The organism is Vibrio sp. AIC-3, assembly GCF_013114515.1.
Classification (GTDB): domain Bacteria; phylum Pseudomonadota; class Gammaproteobacteria; order Enterobacterales; family Vibrionaceae; genus Vibrio; species Vibrio crassostreae_C.
In genome coordinates, this window is sequence record NZ_VTXG01000049.1 from 1 (window position 1) to 17,374 (window position 17,374).

The 17,374-nt window shown below is 43.5% G+C and carries 14 protein-coding genes; 9 read left to right on the forward strand and 5 right to left on the reverse strand.

The window, feature by feature from the left end; translation table 11 throughout:
* The first annotated feature begins 198 nt into the window (after positions 1–198).
* Positions 199–1,038: a penicillin-insensitive murein endopeptidase gene (gene mepA / locus F0229_RS21040; protein WP_171733630.1), complete on the forward strand. Its 840-nt coding sequence runs from the start codon at positions 199–201 to the stop codon at positions 1,036–1,038.
* Positions 1,039–1,311: 273 nt separating this feature from the next.
* A complete protein-coding gene (locus F0229_RS21045; RefSeq protein WP_017062536.1) occupies positions 1,312–1,620 on the forward strand; it encodes a hypothetical protein in 309 nt (102 codons plus the stop codon).
* Between the two features lie 42 nt (positions 1,621–1,662).
* Here the strand turns inward: F0229_RS21045 and F0229_RS21050 are convergent, their stop codons facing one another.
* From F0229_RS21050 to rdgC, 3 genes are all read right to left on the reverse strand, one after another.
* Positions 1,663–1,917, reverse strand: a complete 255-nt coding sequence (locus F0229_RS21050) for a YfhL family 4Fe-4S dicluster ferredoxin (RefSeq protein ID WP_004735061.1) — start codon at positions 1,915–1,917, stop codon at positions 1,663–1,665.
* A gap of 34 nt (positions 1,918–1,951) precedes the next feature.
* Positions 1,952–3,370 carry a tRNA 5-hydroxyuridine modification protein YegQ gene (gene yegQ, locus F0229_RS21055; RefSeq protein WP_017062848.1) on the reverse strand — a complete coding sequence of 473 codons (1,419 nt, stop codon included), beginning with the start codon at positions 3,368–3,370 and terminating at the stop codon, positions 1,952–1,954.
* Between the two features lie 206 nt (positions 3,371–3,576).
* Positions 3,577–4,491: a recombination-associated protein RdgC gene (gene rdgC, locus F0229_RS21060; RefSeq protein WP_171733631.1), complete on the reverse strand. Its 915-nt coding sequence runs from the start codon at positions 4,489–4,491 to the stop codon at positions 3,577–3,579.
* A 194-nt stretch (positions 4,492–4,685) separates the two neighbouring features.
* Here rdgC and phoB point away from each other — a divergent pair, with 194 nt between their 5' ends.
* Genes phoB through F0229_RS21075 form a run of 3 tightly spaced genes read left to right on the forward strand, consistent with a single transcriptional unit; the run spans position 4,686 to position 7,681 of the window.
* A complete protein-coding gene (gene phoB / locus F0229_RS21065) occupies positions 4,686–5,375 on the forward strand; it encodes a phosphate regulon transcriptional regulator PhoB (RefSeq protein ID WP_004735064.1) in 690 nt (229 codons plus the stop codon).
* 33 nt (positions 5,376–5,408) lie between these two features.
* Positions 5,409–6,707 carry a phosphate regulon sensor histidine kinase PhoR gene (gene phoR / locus F0229_RS21070; RefSeq protein ID WP_171733632.1) on the forward strand — a complete coding sequence of 433 codons (1,299 nt, stop codon included), beginning with the start codon at positions 5,409–5,411 and terminating at the stop codon, positions 6,705–6,707.
* Between the two features lie 17 nt (positions 6,708–6,724).
* Positions 6,725–7,681 (forward strand): PstS family phosphate ABC transporter substrate-binding protein, encoded by a 957-nt coding sequence (locus F0229_RS21075; protein WP_171733637.1) that lies wholly within the window; start codon positions 6,725–6,727, stop codon positions 7,679–7,681.
* Positions 7,682–7,757: 76 nt separating this feature from the next.
* Here the strand turns inward: F0229_RS21075 and ppx are convergent, their stop codons facing one another.
* On the reverse strand, positions 7,758–9,269 hold the full coding sequence (gene ppx / locus F0229_RS21080; protein ID WP_171733633.1) for an exopolyphosphatase: 1,512 nt from the start codon (positions 9,267–9,269) through the stop codon (positions 7,758–7,760).
* Positions 9,260–11,356 (reverse strand): polyphosphate kinase 1, encoded by a 2,097-nt coding sequence (gene ppk1 / locus F0229_RS21085; RefSeq protein ID WP_171733634.1) that lies wholly within the window; start codon positions 11,354–11,356, stop codon positions 9,260–9,262. The genes ppx and ppk1 overlap by 10 nt, the downstream gene beginning before the upstream one ends.
* A 200-nt stretch (positions 11,357–11,556) precedes the next feature.
* Here ppk1 and F0229_RS21090 point away from each other — a divergent pair, with 200 nt between their 5' ends.
* The 4 genes from F0229_RS21090 to phoU all read left to right on the forward strand — a co-directional run bounded on the left by F0229_RS21090 (position 11,557) and on the right by phoU (position 17,199).
* Positions 11,557–13,773 (forward strand): ABC transporter permease subunit, encoded by a 2,217-nt coding sequence (locus F0229_RS21090; protein WP_171733635.1) that lies wholly within the window; start codon positions 11,557–11,559, stop codon positions 13,771–13,773.
* 123 nt (positions 13,774–13,896) lie between these two features.
* A complete protein-coding gene (gene pstA / locus F0229_RS21095) occupies positions 13,897–15,606 on the forward strand; it encodes a phosphate ABC transporter permease PstA (protein ID WP_016796700.1) in 1,710 nt (569 codons plus the stop codon).
* Positions 15,607–16,425, forward strand: coding sequence for a phosphate ABC transporter ATP-binding protein PstB (gene pstB, locus F0229_RS21100; RefSeq protein WP_010440452.1), 819 nt, complete (start codon positions 15,607–15,609; stop codon positions 16,423–16,425).
* A gap of 75 nt (positions 16,426–16,500) precedes the next feature.
* Positions 16,501–17,199 (forward strand): phosphate signaling complex protein PhoU, encoded by a 699-nt coding sequence (phoU, locus tag F0229_RS21105; RefSeq protein ID WP_171733636.1) that lies wholly within the window; start codon positions 16,501–16,503, stop codon positions 17,197–17,199.
* Positions 17,200–17,374 lie beyond the last annotated feature (175 nt).

Sequence of the window (17,374 nt, forward strand, 5' to 3'; positions counted from 1 at the left end):
CTCGCAAGCTTTTTGAAGTCAGTGTTATTAAGGCTATCCATGGCTAAATTTCACAATAATTCATCAATCTTAATTAGATCACATTTTTACTTTAATTGGTATAATTCACTAGCTACCACCAAAAACTTAAGTACGATATGCACCTAATCCTAAATGGCGACTAATATAATGAATAAGCGTCAGTAATTTGGGATTATTATGAGGTTCTTTTTTGCACTGGTTGTATTCTTTTGTTCATTTTCTCTATCAGCAACTTCGTGGGAAAAAGAGAGTCACCCTACTAAAAATTCACCCTCATCAATTGGAAGCTATGTCAATGGCTGTCTAGACGGCGCGCAGGCTTTGCCTATTAATGGTTTGGGGTATCAGATCATTCGCCCTCAAAGAGAGCGCTACTATGGCCATACAGAAGCTATAAAGTTTATTGAGAGGTTAGGAGTCACGACCAGCGAGAAGCTCAATACTAATTTATTGATCGGTGATATTTCTCTTCCCAGAGGAGGGCGCTTTTCTTCAGGTCATTCAAGTCATCAAACAGGGTTAGATATTGATATATGGCTAAGGTTAACCAGTAAGAGGTTGTCAGAGAACGAATTAGCTGTGCCTAAACCTGTGAGCGTTGTGGATCTTACCAACTACAAATTGCGTGAATCGAATTGGACCGATGATCATTTTCAAGTTATTCGTTATGCGGCGAAAGATGAAAAAGTGGTGCGTATTTTTGTTCATCCAGTGATCAAGCAAACCCTTTGTGAACAAGAAAACTCTGACGCTAATGATAGAGCTTGGTTAGGCAAAATAAGACCTTGGTGGGGACACCACTCCCACTTCCACGTTCGTTTAAAGTGTCCTGAAGGCAGTTCAAACTGCATAGCTCAAGCGAGCCCTCCTAAAGGTGACGGTTGTGGAGATGACCTTGCAAGTTGGGCTCCAAAGACTGTTCCAGTTCCACCTCCTAAAAAAGTAGCGAAAACTAAGAAAAAGAAAAAAGTTAAAGTGATGCCAAGTCAGTGTTTGGCCTTGATATCGAATAAGTAATCCTGTTCATCGAGGCTTTTTACAGTGGTACTGCCACTGGTTTTTTCGACTCTAAAACTGGAGAAATATCACACTTTTGTCTAGAGTTTGTAAACACGAGATTAAGAACATCGTTTGATATTAATAAAAGCAATAACGGTATCAGCAAGGGCGATGGCGAATTTGACAAGGTTTGGTCAGGGATTGAGTGTTTTGGGGTGAAAGATGCGGCTTATATGCAGTATGCGAAATCAGAGTCTGATACCCGTCGATAGATAATTCAAGGATAAGACTATGACTATGATTTGTGCGAAGGAATTTTCAGAATGGTTAAGACATAGGTTCAACGCTGAAAGCTCGGGTATTTCAATTTCAAGAGATGACATCAATCAGCTAACAGGCAGACAACGTTTAGACCCTAGTTTCGTAAATGATGTTCACTATGAATTGATGCAGTATGGAATGGCATTTGTGACCGATACCAGCAGGGAAAACTTTTATCTTGTTCCTATAGCTCAATCAATAAACTGGCGAGAACGACTCGAATATCAATTTGAAAAAGAGCTCTTCTGCAATATTTATCCAATCGGAAAATCAGGATGAAAAAAAAGGTTCAACTTATGGTTAAGTTGAACCTTTCTTCTTTTAGGTCAAGCCTTGAATGATAACAAACTTCTCAAGTAGCTCGTCATCAGTTTCAATATGGTTTGGGTCAGTGATGATGCATTTTGTAATCGGACACACTGACTGGCATGTTGGCTTTTCATAGTGACCTTTACACTCTGTACATAAATCAGGATCGATCTCGAAGATGCTGTCGCCCATAGTGATTGCACCATTTGGGCATTCAGGATCACACATATCGCAGTTTATGCACTTGTCAGTAATTAACAGAGCCATTATTTTCTTCTCAAGTAAGTCGCTTAAGTAAAAATTATTTGCCTGATGCGTTACGTGTATCTTGGCCTTCGCTCAAGTTACGCATCAGCAAGCCGTACTCTAGATCTAGATCTGCTGGTACAGGAATAAATACAAAGTGACCGTTACCTTTCGCATCGTCGACCGCTTCAGATTTGCGGTTTTCCATAACTTCTAGTTTGAAAACAACGTTACCTTTCGGTGTCATCATTTCTAAGCTGTCGCCTACTAGGAACTTGTTCTTCACTTCTACTTCCGCTAGGTCACCACGGCGCTTACCTGTGAACTCACCAACAAACTGTTGAGTGTCAGAGATAGAGTAACCGTACTCGTAGTTTTGGTATGTATCGTGTGTATGGCGACGTAAGAAGCCTTCAGTGTAACCACGGTGAGCTAGGCTCTCTAGTGTACCCATTAGGCTTTCATCGAATGGTTTGCCTGCCACTGCATCGTCAATAGCTTTACGGTAAACCTGAGCAGTACGTGCACAGTAGTAGAAAGACTTAGTACGACCTTCAATCTTCAGAGAGTGAACACCCATCTTCGTTAGGCGCTCAACGTGTTGGATTGCACGAAGGTCTTTTGAGTTCATGATGTAAGTACCATGCTCATCTTCAAACGCTGCCATTTTCTCTTCTGGCTTGTGTGATTCAGAAAGCAGAACCACTTCGTCTGTTGGTTTACCAAGGCCTAGTGTGTTGTCTGGACGCTCATCTTGAACTTCAATGTCTTGCGTTTCTACTTCTTGAATAGCAACACCAGTAGGGTTTGCTTCAACGATCTGACCGTTTTCGTCTTCTTTCGCTGCTTCTGTTTTGTATTCCCAGCGGCAAGCGTTGGTGCAAGTACCTTGGTTTGGATCGCGCTTGTTCATGTAACCAGAAAGCAGACAACGGCCTGAGTAAGCCATGCAAAGAGCTCCGTGAACAAAGATCTCTAGCTCTGTTTCTGGGCAGTGTTCGCGAATCTCTTCGATCTCTTCAAGCGATAGCTCACGAGATAAGATCACACGCTCAACGCCTTGAGTTGACCAGAACTTAACGGTCGCCCAGTTTACTGCGTTTGCTTGAACAGAAAGATGGATTGGCATTTCAGGGAATGCTTCACGAACCATCATGATAAGACCAGGATCTGACATGATAAGCGCGTCAGGGCCCATGTCTACAACTGGTTTGAGGTCGCGAATGAATGTTTTTAATTTAGAGTTGTGCGGCTGAATGTTACATACAACATATAACTTTTTGCCTTGAGCATGAGCTTCATCGATACCGATTTGTAGGTTTTCGTGATTGAACTCGTTGTTACGAACACGAAGGCTGTAACGTGGCTGGCCTGCGTATACTGCATCTGCGCCGTAGGCGAATGCGTAACGCATGTTTTTGAGGCTTCCTGCCGGTGATAATAGTTCAGGTACAAATGGTTTTTGTGTAGTCATTGCTTCGTTCTCTAATCTGATCTCAAGTCAGGTTGATACCACCAAGTGATATCAAAGGGGCGCAAATTTTACGCTAAAATGAGTTTGGTTGATAGCCCTAAAGATAGCAATGACATTAACAAGAGGGTCTAGAGGCAGATATAAGTGAGAACTTAGTGAGAAATAAGCTCAGATACCGTTAGCACCTGAGCCTATAGTTTGACTGATTAAGCGTTAGGTTGAGTTAACCCGCCTAATGATTCAAATAGGTTTGGAAGGAAAACACTGAACTCACCACAAAGTAGAGAGAAGTCCGCATCAAAACGCGCAGCTTGATCTTCACGAGGAATATCGTCGTTTTCGTCTTTGAGCTCATCACTGAATTTTAGGCGTTTGATGCTGCCATCTTCTGCAAGAATGAATTCAATACGGTCTTGCCAGTTGATAAGAAGTTTCGTCACCATCTTATTGGCTTCGATGTGGTTTTTAATCTCATCAGCTTCTAGTTCTTGTTTCTTAACTCGAACAATACCGCCGTCTTCTTGAATAGATTTTAGTTCTGCTTCATCAAGCATAGTGATGCCTTGTGGCGTATCACCTGATTTCACCCATTCTGTAAGAGTCGTTTCGATCGCTTGCTCTGGGATAGCTGGCACTACTGGCAGGCTACCCATTGTCTTACGTAGCAATGCTAATACATCTTCTGCTTTTTTGTAGCTGCTCGCATCAACCACAATGAAACCTTCTTTTGGCATGATCAGCGCGTAAGTGAAGTTGCTGCGGCTGAATGCTCGAGGAAGTAGATCAATGATGATGTCTTCTTTTAGGCTGTCTTTCTCTTTCTTTTTCAGAGGGGTACCAGACTCTGTCTCAAGCGTTTCTACTTTTGCGTTCAATGATTCTTTGATCACAGAAGCGGGTAGCATTTTCTCTTCTTTCTTTGCACAGATAAGAATGCGGTTTTCTGATACGTGCGTCATCATATCGCCATGTCTACCCATTGCGTGTACCCAACCAAACTTCTGTTTGTCTTGGCTACCACAAGGAGTAAAGCGGAATTCTTCAAGTTGTTTCTCTAGCTGATCTGCGTTGAAATCAATATCACGGTTGAAGCGATAGACTAGGCAATTTTTAAACCACATAAATTTTTCTCATACCTTTTTAGAAGTGCTTCATGATATGAGATCTAATTCGATTTGTCCCTAGCTCTGTATCAAAAGTTATAAAGTGAAATGTTTGAGACAGTTATATGAAAATTTGTTTTCAAAGGTCACAAAAGTGTCATAATTAACTCAGATAATGCAATGCGTTGATTAAATACAAAGGCTATTCAATTATGTCGAGAAGGATTCTGGTCGTTGAAGATGAAGCACCTATTCGTGAGATGCTGTGCTTCGTGCTTGAACAAAAAGGCTACCAAGCAGTAGAGGCTGAAGATTACGATACAGCGGTAAACAAGCTATGTGAACCTTTCCCAGATCTAGTATTACTAGATTGGATGCTACCTGGTGGTAGCGGGATAAACTTTATCAAGCACATGAAGCGTGAAGAGTTAACTCGCAACATCCCAGTGGTGATGCTAACGGCTCGTGGCGAAGAAGAAGATAAGGTGCGTGGTTTAGAAGTGGGTGCTGATGACTACATCACCAAGCCATTTTCACCCAAAGAGCTCGTTGCTCGCCTGAAAGCGGTTATCCGCCGTGTAACGCCTACTGCACTAGAAGATGTGATTGATGTACAAGGTCTTAAGCTAGACCCTGTATCTCACCGCGTTACCGCAAGCGAAGGTCCGGTTGATATGGGACCAACAGAGTTCAAAATGTTGCACTTCTTTATGACACACCAAGAGCGTGTGTACAGCCGAGAGCAACTGCTGAATAACGTTTGGGGCACCAACGTTTACGTTGAAGACCGTACCGTTGACGTACATATTCGACGCCTGCGTAAAGCACTTGAATCTGCAGGTCACGACAAGCTAATCCAAACGGTTCGCGGCGCGGGCTACCGTTTTTCTACAAAGGCTTAGTGTGGCTTCGCTACCCAGTTTACGGAGTCCTGAATGGTTGAAAAGTTAACCTGGAAAAAGCTGGCTTGGGAGCTGGCTTTTTTTTACGCACCTTGGGTTTTTGTTGGATGGATATTCGGCTACCTACCTTGGTTACTGCTGGCTGCTACGGTATTGCAGCTCGGCTGGCATCTACACAACCAAATGCGCTTGTCCGCATGGTTGTGGGATGAGAAGCGTCTAACGCCACCATCAGGTTCTGGGAATTGGGAGTCTCTGTTTAACGGTATTTATCGTATGCAGCAGAGACAGCGTCGCAAACGTAAAGAGCTGACCAACCTTATTCGCCGTTTCAGAAACGGTGCAGAATCCCTTCCCGATGCCGTTGTGGTATTTCGTGGAGAAGGGAATATTGTTTGGTGTAACAAGCTAGCTCAGTATTTACTTGGGTTTCGCTGGCCAGACGATTCAGGACAACCGATTTCTAACTTGATCCGTACGCCGGACTTCATCAAGTATCTTAATAAACAAGATTTTTCAGAACCGCTAGAGATGCCTTCTCCATTGAATGTGGAGCGTATGCTCGAGCTGCGTATTGTGCCGTATACCGAGGGTGAACACCTGATGGTGGTACGTGATGTGACCCAGCTTAAGCAGTTAGAAGGCATGCGCCGTAACTTCTTCGCTAACGTTTCTCATGAATTGCGTACGCCGATGACCGTCCTTCAAGGTTACCTTGAAATGACCGAAGATCCAGACATGATCGTTGGCCCAATGTGGACCAAGGCGCATGGCGTAATGACTGAGCAGCTCAATCGAATGAACAGTTTGGTTAATCAACTACTCACGCTTTCGAAAATTGAAGCGGCGCCAATGCATGAGTTGGATGAAGTGGTCAACGTTCCGGCGATGCTTGAGGTTCTTGAGAAAGAAGCGGCGAGCCTTAGCGGTGAGCGCGAACATAAGCTTGAGTTTGATATCGATAAGAGCCTACGAGTTCTTGCCGATGAAGACCAATTGAGAAGTGCGATATCGAATTTGGTTTATAACGCGGTTAAATACACACCCGCAGGTGCAACGGTCAAAGTGCGTTGGTATCAAACCAGCCATGGCGCGTGCTTAGATGTGTCAGATACTGGTGATGGTATTGAGCCTCAACACTTACATCGACTCACAGAGCGCTTCTATCGTGTAGATAAAGCCCGCTCTCGTGATACCGGTGGTAGTGGTCTTGGATTAGCGATTGTAAAGCATGCGCTTAGCCACCACGATTCATATCTCGAAATTCAAAGTGAAGTGGGCGTCGGCAGTCGTTTCCATTTCACGTTGCCAAACCGATTGACTGTGTCATGAGTGACTTAATACGCAGGATGCGTTTGCCAATTGGTTCACTGTTAGCGATGGTATTGGCGTGTCCAAGCTTCGCTGAGCAGAGTGTTGAGTCATTGCCTGATTATTCCAAAGTTCCTGGTATCTCTGGAAGCTTGTTATCGGTCGGGTCTGATACTTTGGCTGGGATGACGACATTGTGGGTAGAGGAGTTTAAATCCTACTACCCGAATGTGAACGCTCAGGTCCAAGCATCGGGCTCTTCTACTGCGCCTCCTGCATTGACGGAAGGGACTGCTCACCTTGGTCCTATGAGCCGACCAATGCGTTTACGTGAAGTGGAAGCCTTTGAAAGAGAGCATGGTTATAAGCCAACTGCATTACGAGTCGCTATTGACGCAATCGGGCTGTTTGTCCACCGAGATAATCCTATTGAAGGGCTTAACTTTCGTCAGATTGATGGTATTTTTTCTGAGACATTACGCTGCGGAGCAATAAGGCCCCTCAATAACTGGCAAGATCTCGGAATCGATCAGCCATGGGCGAAACATCGATTCCAATTGTTCGGTCGCAATTCTGTATCGGGGACTTATGGATACTTCAAACAGAATGCACTGTGCGGCGGTGACTTTAAAAATCGTGTGAATGAGCAACCTGGTTCGGCTTCAGTCGTTCAGTCGGTCGCTTCATCCATCAGTGGGATTGGCTACTCGGGCATTGGCTACCGCGTAGCAGGTGTTAAGCTGATTCCTATTGCAGAGCACGGCTCTAATTATGTTGAGCCTACGCGTGAGAATATCTTGAGTGGTGATTACCCTCTATCTCGTTTTCTCTATGTGTATGTGAATAAGCATCCGGATAAACCACTTTCTCCGGTTGAGAGAGAGTTCCTTACTTTTGTATTCTCAAAGCAGGGACAAGAGCTTGTAGAAAAAGATGGTTATTTAGCGATACCGTCTGAGTTCGCAGAGCAAGAATTGGCAAAAGTCGGGCTCTAATTCAGGCTACGACAAACTTAGAAAAAAACGTATGAACAGCTTGCGCGTCGCAAGCTGTTTTTATTTTGACTGTTCGTTATTTTAGCTGCAACGACCATTCTGCATTTTTCCAACGTTGTTGCTCTTCTCTGAGCTCATAATCAAGCAGTTGGTTTTGGGCCAACCAATCGCTGTTAGTTCCTTTCAATTCCCAGTTATCCTGTTGTTCAATCGTTAGAGTCACGTCTGGGGCCAGTGCTTGATTTCGCTGACGGTTGAGTAAGATAGCGAGTCTCAATATACGAATCAGCAGGGTGACTTGTTGCTGAGTAAACAGAGAAAGTTCCGGCAAATCTTGTAGTTTGAGCGCTTTTCTTTGATAGCGAACTAATGTTGAGATCAGACGCTGCTGCTCAGTATTGAAACCGGGCATAGTCGTATGTTTAAGCAGATAAGCTGAATGGCGGTGATAGCCTTGGAATGCGATGCTTTGTCCCACTTCATGAAGCAATGCAGCCCACCCAATCAGATCATAAAGTTCATTATTTACCGCAGTACTCACCTGAGGTTGCGCTTGTTTCAGTAATGAAAGGGCGAGTGCTTTGACTTTCTGGCCATGAACTACGTCAACATGGTATCGAGAGACAAGCGTTTCGGCGGTTCTTGTTCGAACATCAATATCTTTAAACCGATCTTCCATGTCATAAAGCACCCCTTCTCTTAAGGCACTATCGGAGAAATGCAATTCATTGATGTTGAGCATATCCATAGCTGCTGAAAGAATCGTGACGCCAGCTGCAAACACCGGCTTTCTTTCATCGCTTAAACCTGAAAGGCCTAATCCCTTAGAAGATGGAAATTCACATAAGTGGTTCTTCAAATAGGATAGGTGTTGCGGCGTAATGAGACCATCGGTGAACCCTAAGCCAATGAGCACCTCTTTTATTGATTTGGCGGTTCCTGATGAGCCAAAGGCAACTTCCCAAGAGATTTGTTTGTATTCTTCAATTAATGGCATCAACAGGCGAGTAGCAGAGACATAAGCATCGGAGAAGTGCTGTGATGTCAGCCCTCCATCGGCAAAGAAGCGCTGAGTAAAACTGACGCATCCCATCGGTAAGCTACGCATTATTTTGGGTGTAAAGCCTTGTCCTGCGACGATTTCGGTACTCCCGCCACCGATATCAATAACTAATTTAGATTCGGAAGCAGCTTGAGTGTGCTCTACGCCGTTATAGATAATTCGAGCTTCTTCTTGACCTGAGATGATCTCTATTGGAAAAGGAAACAATGGTTTAGCTTGCTCTAAGAAGTCTTTGGTGTTTTTGGCCTTTCTCAAGGTATGAGTCGCGACGACTCTGACATCATCAAGTTCAAAATCCGCTAGTCGTTCTGCGAATACCTTGAGGCACTCCAAACCTCGCTCGATAGCGCTTTCGGATAAGAAGTTATGCTCATCCAACCCATCGCCTAATCTCACTTTCTGTTTATGTCTGCTGACTAATTGCAGGTGTTGATCGAATACTCGGGCAACCACCATATGAAAACTGTTCGAACCTAAATCGATAGCGGCAATACATCGAGAATGTTTGTTATCAATTAGCGGCATGATTTCTTCTCTTGTTTGTACTTCTTGCGAGCAAGTTTCTCCATACGTTTAATATAGTGGTAAGTGGAGAGTTGTGACGTCGGGTATTCGAGTTGGTTTGCTGGTGCTTCTATGTAAGGGTTGCTCATCGCTTGGTCTAGCACTCGAGCTTTATTGCTGTCATCGAAATGAAATTCGGTGATATCGATAATGGTTTGCTTGATATTTGGATCTAAAATTGGAGTGGCGACTTCGATCCGATGATCGAAGTTTCGCGTCATCCAGTCAGCTGAAGATATATAGACTTTCGGCTTTCCAGCGTTACCAAAGATCATCACTCTTGGGTGTTCAAGAAAACGATCGACCACACTGACAATCTCAATATGGTCACTGATGTTGGGTATGCCAGGGACAAGAGAGCACATGCCACGAATGACCATTCTCACTTTTACATTGACTTGGCTGGCCTGATAGAGCTTCTCAATGATCTCTCGGTCGACCAAATTGTTGAGTTTTAGAGTGATGCTTGCAGGCTTGTTCTCCATCGCGTTTTGTATTTCATTATCTATCAACTGATACAGACGTTTTCTTGTATTCTTCGGTGACACAATCAGTTGTTTGAACTGTGATTTTTGATAAGGGTTTTCAATATATTTAAAGACTTGTCTCACCTCTTGGGTCAAATCTTCATTCGCAGTGAGCAGAGAAAAATCGGTATACACGCGCGCTGTTACTTCATGAAAGTTACCGGTGCCAATATGGGCGTAATGCGCCGTATGCTTGCCTTCTTTCCGTTTAATGAGCAGCAGTTTGGAGTGGACTTTCAAACTTGGGATGCCATGGATGACTTTTATACCGGCTTCCTGAAGTTTCTTGGTCCACTGAATATTGGCTTGTTCATCAAAGCGAGCTTGCAGCTCGACAACCACTGTGACCTTTTTTCCATTGTGCGCCGCATCGATGATTGAGCTAAGGAGTTTTGAGCCTTCTGCAACACGGTAAACGTTTATTTTTATGGAGGTTACTTTCGGGTCAAAGGAAGCCTGCCTCACGAGCTCAGTGATGTGATTAAAGGTGTGATAAGGGTAATGCAACAAGATGTCACGAGCTTTGATCGCTTCAAAATAGTTTGGATGGTGGCTAAAATGCGCGCACTTAATTGCGGGTAACGGGCGATTAACTAAATCACATCGGTTAAGGCTTGGGAACTCAGAGAAATGTTTGAAGTTGTGGTAGCGACCTCCGGCGATAACACTGTCGTAGTCAGACAGTTTTAGTCTGACTTGTAAGAAACTGAGCATTTCAGCTGGCATTTCTGACTCATAGATAAGACGTATCGGTAGTGCCGTTAAGCGCTGTTCTAAACCTAAAGACATCGATTCTAATAGGCTACTTTCATTGTTCTCTTGAAGGTCATAATCGGCGTCGCGAGTCATTTTTATAGCAAAGCTACGTACTGAGTCATACTCAAAGAACCCTTTAAGTAAGTCATCTAAACAAAATCGAACTATATTATCTAATAAGATCAAAGTAGTACGCTGAGAACCCGAGGTGTCTGGTAACTTAACAAATCGAGGGAGCGCTTTTGATGGGATTTCGAGTAATACGTATTGAGAAGATGCCTCACGCTCGATGTCGATGGCTAAGTAACTTTGCTCGTCTTTCATAATATTGAGCAACTGGCTATCTTCGTTCAAGAGAAACGGAGTTAAGTGTGGCAGCACTTTTTTCTTAAAGTACTTTTTGATCCACTCACTTTGCTCTTCGCTGATTTGCTGTTCGTTGACCAAAAAAATACGATTGCGCGCCAGTTCCAACAATAAGTCGTTATACAACTCATGGAATCGAGCATCGAGCTTACTTGCTTTGCTCTGCATTTGAGTGAGTAAGGTTTTCTGCGAGTTGGCAGGTAATTGAGGATCTTGAAGTAAGATCTTTCGTTTCACATCAGCAAATCGAACTTTGTAAAACTCATCGAGGTTTTTCGAGTAAATACCTAAAAAACGAACTCTTTCGATTAAGGGGACTGACTTATCTGCCGCTTCTTGGAGCACTCTTTCGTTGAAGGATAACCAGCTAAGTTCTTTTGTGACATAGTCTTTTTCCATCGAGATGAGAATCCTTGAGTACTGGCTATAGAGCTGATTACTTTAAATTAGAATGGCAAAATTCACAAAATCTATGATCTTACTTTAAGAAATATGGCTAACAAACTTGTTATTAGTTTCAGTTGTTTAACGTAACTTGTAATATAATTGTCATCTAACGTACATATTATGTCAGTAGCTAAAAAAAGGTAGATAAACAGATGGCATCAGCCCAATTTTCATTGAAAGAGCGCGACAAAAAAAGATGGTTGAAAGATCGTCTCGTCCGTTTTTCGGTGACATGTGGCGCGGTCAGTGTTCTAGCTGCCCTAGTATTGATCTTTGTTTACTTGGCGATGGTCATTTTACCGGTATTTTCTGATACTGGTTTAGAGACAGACCAAGCTGTAAAGACCGTTGCCGTAGAAAAACCTATCGTCTTATCGGTTGATGAATACGGTCAGCATGCATTTACTATCGAAAAATCTGGTTTGGTACAGTTTTGGGATTTAGAGTCTCAAAATACACACTCTTACTTTGAGCGTGATGTTGTAGCCAACCCCATCGCCTTTTCTCGAAACACCCCATCTGAAAACTGGTTTGCCTTTGCCGACAGCGCAAGCAATCTTACTTTTTTCTATCCTGAGTATAGTGCGCCTGTGCTGAAAAAGGGCAGCGAAGCCGAACCTAAAATTGAGCAAATCACTCTCCCTGAACCGTTTTTAAATGATGAACCCTCAAATGGGGCGACGATCGACAAATTCGCATTCTCTAAAAATGGACGTGGGATTACGGTTGCCGCGCAGTTAAGTGACCAACGAGTCTTGGTTAAGTGGTATCAGAGTGACCTTACTGGTCAGTATGTTTTTCAGAAGAGCCAATGGCTATCGGATAAGTTGGGCTTGCAGCAGCAACTGCTTGTCACACCTGATGGGCAAACCTTATACCTACGAGCACAATCGGATTTGGTTGTTTTGAAACTATCAGATAACGGTTTTGATGTTCGTGAAGTGATTGATCTTAGCTTAAATGATGCGAAGCATTCCGTGAAAAGCATCGATTTATTGTCTGGCGCATACTCGTTGTTGGTTACGCATGAGGACGGACAGGTTTCTCAATGGTTCGATGTACTCAAAGATGAAAAGCGTAGCCTGACCCATATTCGAGACTTCCAACTTGCTGAACAAGTGCAATTTATTCTTCCTGATACTTATAGAAAGGGTTTTTATAGCTTCTATAAGAACGGCACATTACAAAGCCACTATACGACCAGTGAAAAGCTGTCGTTGTTTGAACGCGCATTTGATAAATCACCACAACTAGCCGCTATGTCTGCCAATGAACTGCATCTGGCAACGTTGATTGATGGCATCATCAGTGTGGCTAAAGTCGACAATGAATACCCACAAATCTCATTCTCCTCGCTTTGGCAAAAGGTCTGGTATGAAAGTTACCCTGAGCCGCAATACGTTTGGCAATCAACATCGGCGAATGATGACTTTGAAGAGAAATTCAGTTTAGTACCTATCACATTCGGTACTATCAAAGCCGCTCTGTTTGCGATGATGTTTGCCGTGCCGGTTGCTGTGCTCGGAGCTATTTACACCGCTTATTTTATGTCTCCACGCATGCGAAGAGTGGTGAAGCCTTCGATAGAGCTGATGGAAGCTCTTCCAACCGTGATCATCGGATTTTTGGCTGGGCTTTGGTTTGCTCCAATCGTTGAAACACATTTAACGGCTGTCTTCTCATTAATGATGCTATTACCACTGAGCACACTGTTGACTGGACTTGTTTGGTTCTGTTTACCGAAGAGGGTAACGGGTCGCTTCTCTAACGGTTGGCATGCTCTGATATTGATTCCGGTATTGGTGATTACAGTGGTTGCGGTGTTTGCTGGTGGAAACAACATTGAAGCCTTGTTATTTGGTGGTGATATTCGTACCTTCTTGGCTAGCTATGGTATCGACTTTGACCAACGCAATGCGCTAGTGGTTGGTTTTGCTATGGGCTTTGCGGTCATCCCAACGATTTTCACTATTGCTGAAGATGCTATTTTCTCTGTACCTAAACATTTGTCTGATGGGTCATTAGCGTTGGGTGCGACGGCGTGGCAGACGCTTATTTATGTGGTGCTATTGACGGCGAGTCCAGGTATCTTTTCTGCGGTTATGATGGGCCTAGGGCGAGCAGTTGGTGAAACCATGATCGTCTTGATGGCGACAGGTAACACCCCAATTCTTGACTGGAATGTTTTGGAAGGGATGAGAACTTTATCGGCAACGATTGCTGTTGAGCTGCCAGAATCAGAAGTGGGTGGTTCTCATTTCCGCTTGCTGTTCTTGGCTGCACTCTTGCTGTTTATCTTTACATTCGCGGTGAACTCAGTTGCTGAGTGGGTAAGACAAAGATTGAGAGATAAATATCGTGCTCTGTAGTTTTGATGTTTTGTCTCATTGCGTGCTTGAATCTCGTTGTTTCACTAAGGACACTGAGCGTTGTGCTATTCATGAAAACGATGACAGCTTTGTTTATGTGGACAACGTTCGAGGTTGGTGGTGATGGATAAGCTAAAATCATTAATATCTTGGATTAAATCTGGCTCTCCATGGATCTGGTTAACCGGCGGTGCAGTGAGTATTAGTATGCTTTCTGTTCTTGGTTTAATGTTATTGATTGGCTGGAAAGGGTTAACTTATTTTTGGCCGACCCCGCTGTACCAATGGCAAGTTGAGTCTAAAGATCTATCTTTGGTTGTCGACCTTGATGAAACGGTGTCAAAGCAAGATGTGCTAATTGGTCAGTTGTATGAACGAAAATACATTCCGATAGAACAGGTACCACAAGCTCATGATCTTTTATCGCCACAAAACATTTCTACTGGGTTAATACAGCGCTTAAATATCAAAGTCGCAAACAGAGAACTTTACCCTGCTGATTTTGTATCAATACTGGATGTGAATTTACTAGAGCCAACCACCCCCTCTGAATGGGCTGTGATTGAACGCAGTCGTGGTGGGTATTTCTTTGGTAAACCCGTTGGCTTTAAAACGGCTTCTGGAACCTTTTACTCGAACATTGACCAAAAGCTTGAAGACGGTTTGGCGTTTGCCGATACATTGCGTGAAGAAACGTCACGTGTTGTAAATCAAGAGATACGTAACGTTAGTTGGCAATTAGAAAATTTACGTTTAGAAAAGCGTAAGCTAGAGCTAAATGAGTCAGTGAGTGATGACTATCTTAAAACATATACAGAAACCAAACTTGAATTAAACCGTCAATTAGATGAAGCCGAATTAAAGCTGGAGCATCTCAGAACGCAATTGAATGTGGAAAGTTTGCTGGTGGAAGATATGACAGGCGAAAAGGTAGAAATACCGCTCAGTCATATACTGGATTACTGGTATCCCAATAAAATGTCTTATCCTGAAAAGGTCGGGCATTGGGGTAAGCAAGTTTGGAAATTCTTATCTGAAAATCCGCGAGACTCCAATTCTGAAGGCGGGGTTTTTCCTGCTATTTTTGGTACTGTGTTGCTTGTAATACTGATGTCGATCGTAGTGATGCCTTTAGGCGTTGTTGCGGCTATTTACCTACATGAGTACGCAAAAAGTAACGCATTGACTCGTTTAATTCGTATTGCCGTGATCAATTTGGCGGGTGTTCCATCGATCGTATATGGTGTTTTTGGTTTAGGCTTTTTTGTTTATACCATTGGCGGATCAATCGATAGCTTATTTTATGCAGAGCGTTTACCTGCTCCAACATTTGGGACTCCTGGACTGCTTTGGTCTGCACTGACTTTAGCGGTATTGACGCTTCCGGTTGTTATTGTGACAACAGAAGAAGGTTTGACGCGAATTCCTAGCTCTGTAAGACATGGCTCTTTAGCGCTTGGTGCAACTCAATTTGAGACGCTATGGCGTATTGTGTTACCGATGGCAAGCCCTGCGATTATTACGGGGTTAATATTAGCGATTGCTAGAGCTGCGGGAGAAGTTGCCCCATTGATGTTAGTAGGGGTTGTTAAACTCGCATCAAGTTTGCCTGTTGATAGTCAGTTCCCTTACATACACTTAGATAGAAAGTTCATGCATTTAGGCTTTCATATCTACGATGTTGGTTTTCAGACTTCGAATATCGAAGCGGCACGACCTTTAGTGTATGCGACTTCATTTTTACTGGTTACGGTGATCGTTGGTTTGAATTTAACAGCCATCAATATCCGTAATAACTTGCGTGAAAAATATCGAACCTTAGGACAAGATTAAATGTTCTCAATTAATGAAACCTTGGGTTACCAAGCTCCACTAGATGTTCATAACCTAACTGACGAGCAAACCGCTATCTCAATTGAAGGGTTGAATCTTTATTATAAAGAAAGCCAAGCGCTCGATGATATCTCAATGCAGATTCCTAAAGGACAAGTGACCGCATTTATCGGCCCATCTGGGTGTGGTAAGTCGACCCTATTACGCTGTATTAATCGTATGAACGATTTGGTTGAGGGGTGTAAGGTTTCAGGGAAAGTAAAACTTCATGGTAAGAATGTCTATCACCCTAAGGTTGATGTGGCTACATTGAGACGTCGTGTTGGAATGGTTTTTCAACGCCCAAACCCTTTCCCTAAGTCTATTTATGAGAATGTGGTTTACGGTTTGAGACTACAAGGCATGAGTAACAGTCGAGATCTCGATGATGCTGTTGAACGTTCTTTGCGCGCAGCTGCGCTATGGGACGAAGTGAAAGACCGATTGCATGAGAATGCCTTTGGTTTATCTGGCGGTCAACAGCAGCGTTTGGTCATTGCCCGTGCAGTGGCGATTGAACCAGAAGTTCTGTTGTTAGATGAACCGACATCAGCATTGGATCCTATCTCTACGTTGACCATTGAAGAGTTGATTAACGATCTGAAAACCCAGTATACCGTAGTGATTGTTACTCATAACATGCAGCAGGCTGCTCGTGTTAGTGATCACACTGCCTTTATCCATATGGGAAAATTGATCGAGTACTCAGATACGGATTCAATCTTTACGTCTCCATTGAAAAATCAAACAGAAGACTACATAACAGGTAGGTATGGCTAACGTTTAATCGGAGCCGCTCAGAGCTAAGCCACTCTTATATCAATGGCTTGTTTCATTTCTTTTCAAGGAGCTGATATGCATTTCGGTCGTCATATTTCAGGGCAATTCAACGTAGAACTAGAGTCTATCCGTACTCATGTACTTACCATGGGCGGGTTGGTGGAGCAGCAACTTTCGTTTGCGATGCAAGCTCTCCATAAAGATGACGTGGAACTGGCCAAAAAAGTGATTCGTGACGATCACAAAGTGAATGCAATGGAAGTATCTATTGATGAGGCTTGCACTCGTATTATCGCCAAACGTCAGCCTACAGCGAAAGATCTACGTTTGATTATGGCGATCATCAAAACAATTACTGATCTCGAAAGAATTGGTGATGTTGCTTCTAAGATCGCTCAAGGCGCGATAGAGATTCCATCGACCAAAGAACAAAAGTTCCACGTATCGCTAGAGCCACTTTGTAGACAAGCGATCACTATGCTACATCAAGTCTTGGACGCATTTGCTCGAATGGATGTTGATGCTGCGGCTGAGGTTCATAAGCTTGATGACAAATTGGATGCTGAATACGAAGCGGTGATTCGTCAGTTAATGACTTATATGATGGAAGACCCTAAGAATATCCCCAACACCCTACAAGTGATGTGGTCAGCCCGCGCGATTGAGCGAGTGGGGGATCGTTGCCAAAATATATGTGAATACATTATTTATTTTGTGAAGGGTAAAGATGTACGTCACCTTGGCGATCAAAGCCTAGATGACGCGCTCAAATAGAACTTATCTTTAGAAGCTAATAATGGCACCAAGATTGAAATTGACCGTTGTGTCGTAAGGCACAAAGGTTTTGTTGGTGCGCCGAGCATGGCGTTGATCTAGGAGGTGAAAGTCCTCTACGGGCTCAGTCGAGCGAGAACCGTTAGCCTATGCAAGGGTGTTCACCGTGAGGTGA

Bases quoted from the DNA above. Each gene is read 5' to 3' on its own strand.
- F0229_RS21050 (WP_004735061.1), bottom strand. From the start codon at position 1,917: ATGGCTCTGTTAATTACTGACAAGTGCATAAACTGCGATATGTGTGAT.
- mepA (WP_171733630.1), top strand. From the start codon at position 199: ATGAGGTTCTTTTTTGCACTGGTTGTATTCTTTTGTTCATTTTCTCTA.
- F0229_RS21045 (WP_017062536.1), top strand. From the start codon at position 1,312: ATGACTATGATTTGTGCGAAGGAATTTTCAGAATGGTTAAGACATAGG.
- ppx (WP_171733633.1), bottom strand. From the start codon at position 9,269: ATGCCGCTAATTGATAACAAACATTCTCGATGTATTGCCGCTATCGAT.
- phoU (WP_171733636.1), top strand. From the start codon at position 16,501: ATGCATTTCGGTCGTCATATTTCAGGGCAATTCAACGTAGAACTAGAG.
- rdgC (WP_171733631.1), bottom strand. From the start codon at position 4,491: ATGTGGTTTAAAAATTGCCTAGTCTATCGCTTCAACCGTGATATTGAT.
- pstB (WP_010440452.1), top strand. From the start codon at position 15,607: ATGTTCTCAATTAATGAAACCTTGGGTTACCAAGCTCCACTAGATGTT.
- ppk1 (WP_171733634.1), bottom strand. From the start codon at position 11,356: ATGGAAAAAGACTATGTCACAAAAGAACTTAGCTGGTTATCCTTCAAC.
- phoR (WP_171733632.1), top strand. From the start codon at position 5,409: ATGGTTGAAAAGTTAACCTGGAAAAAGCTGGCTTGGGAGCTGGCTTTT.
- F0229_RS21075 (WP_171733637.1), top strand. From the start codon at position 6,725: ATGCGTTTGCCAATTGGTTCACTGTTAGCGATGGTATTGGCGTGTCCA.
- F0229_RS21090 (WP_171733635.1), top strand. From the start codon at position 11,557: ATGGCATCAGCCCAATTTTCATTGAAAGAGCGCGACAAAAAAAGATGG.
- yegQ (WP_017062848.1), bottom strand. From the start codon at position 3,370: ATGACTACACAAAAACCATTTGTACCTGAACTATTATCACCGGCAGGA.
- pstA (WP_016796700.1), top strand. From the start codon at position 13,897: ATGGATAAGCTAAAATCATTAATATCTTGGATTAAATCTGGCTCTCCA.
- phoB (WP_004735064.1), top strand. From the start codon at position 4,686: ATGTCGAGAAGGATTCTGGTCGTTGAAGATGAAGCACCTATTCGTGAG.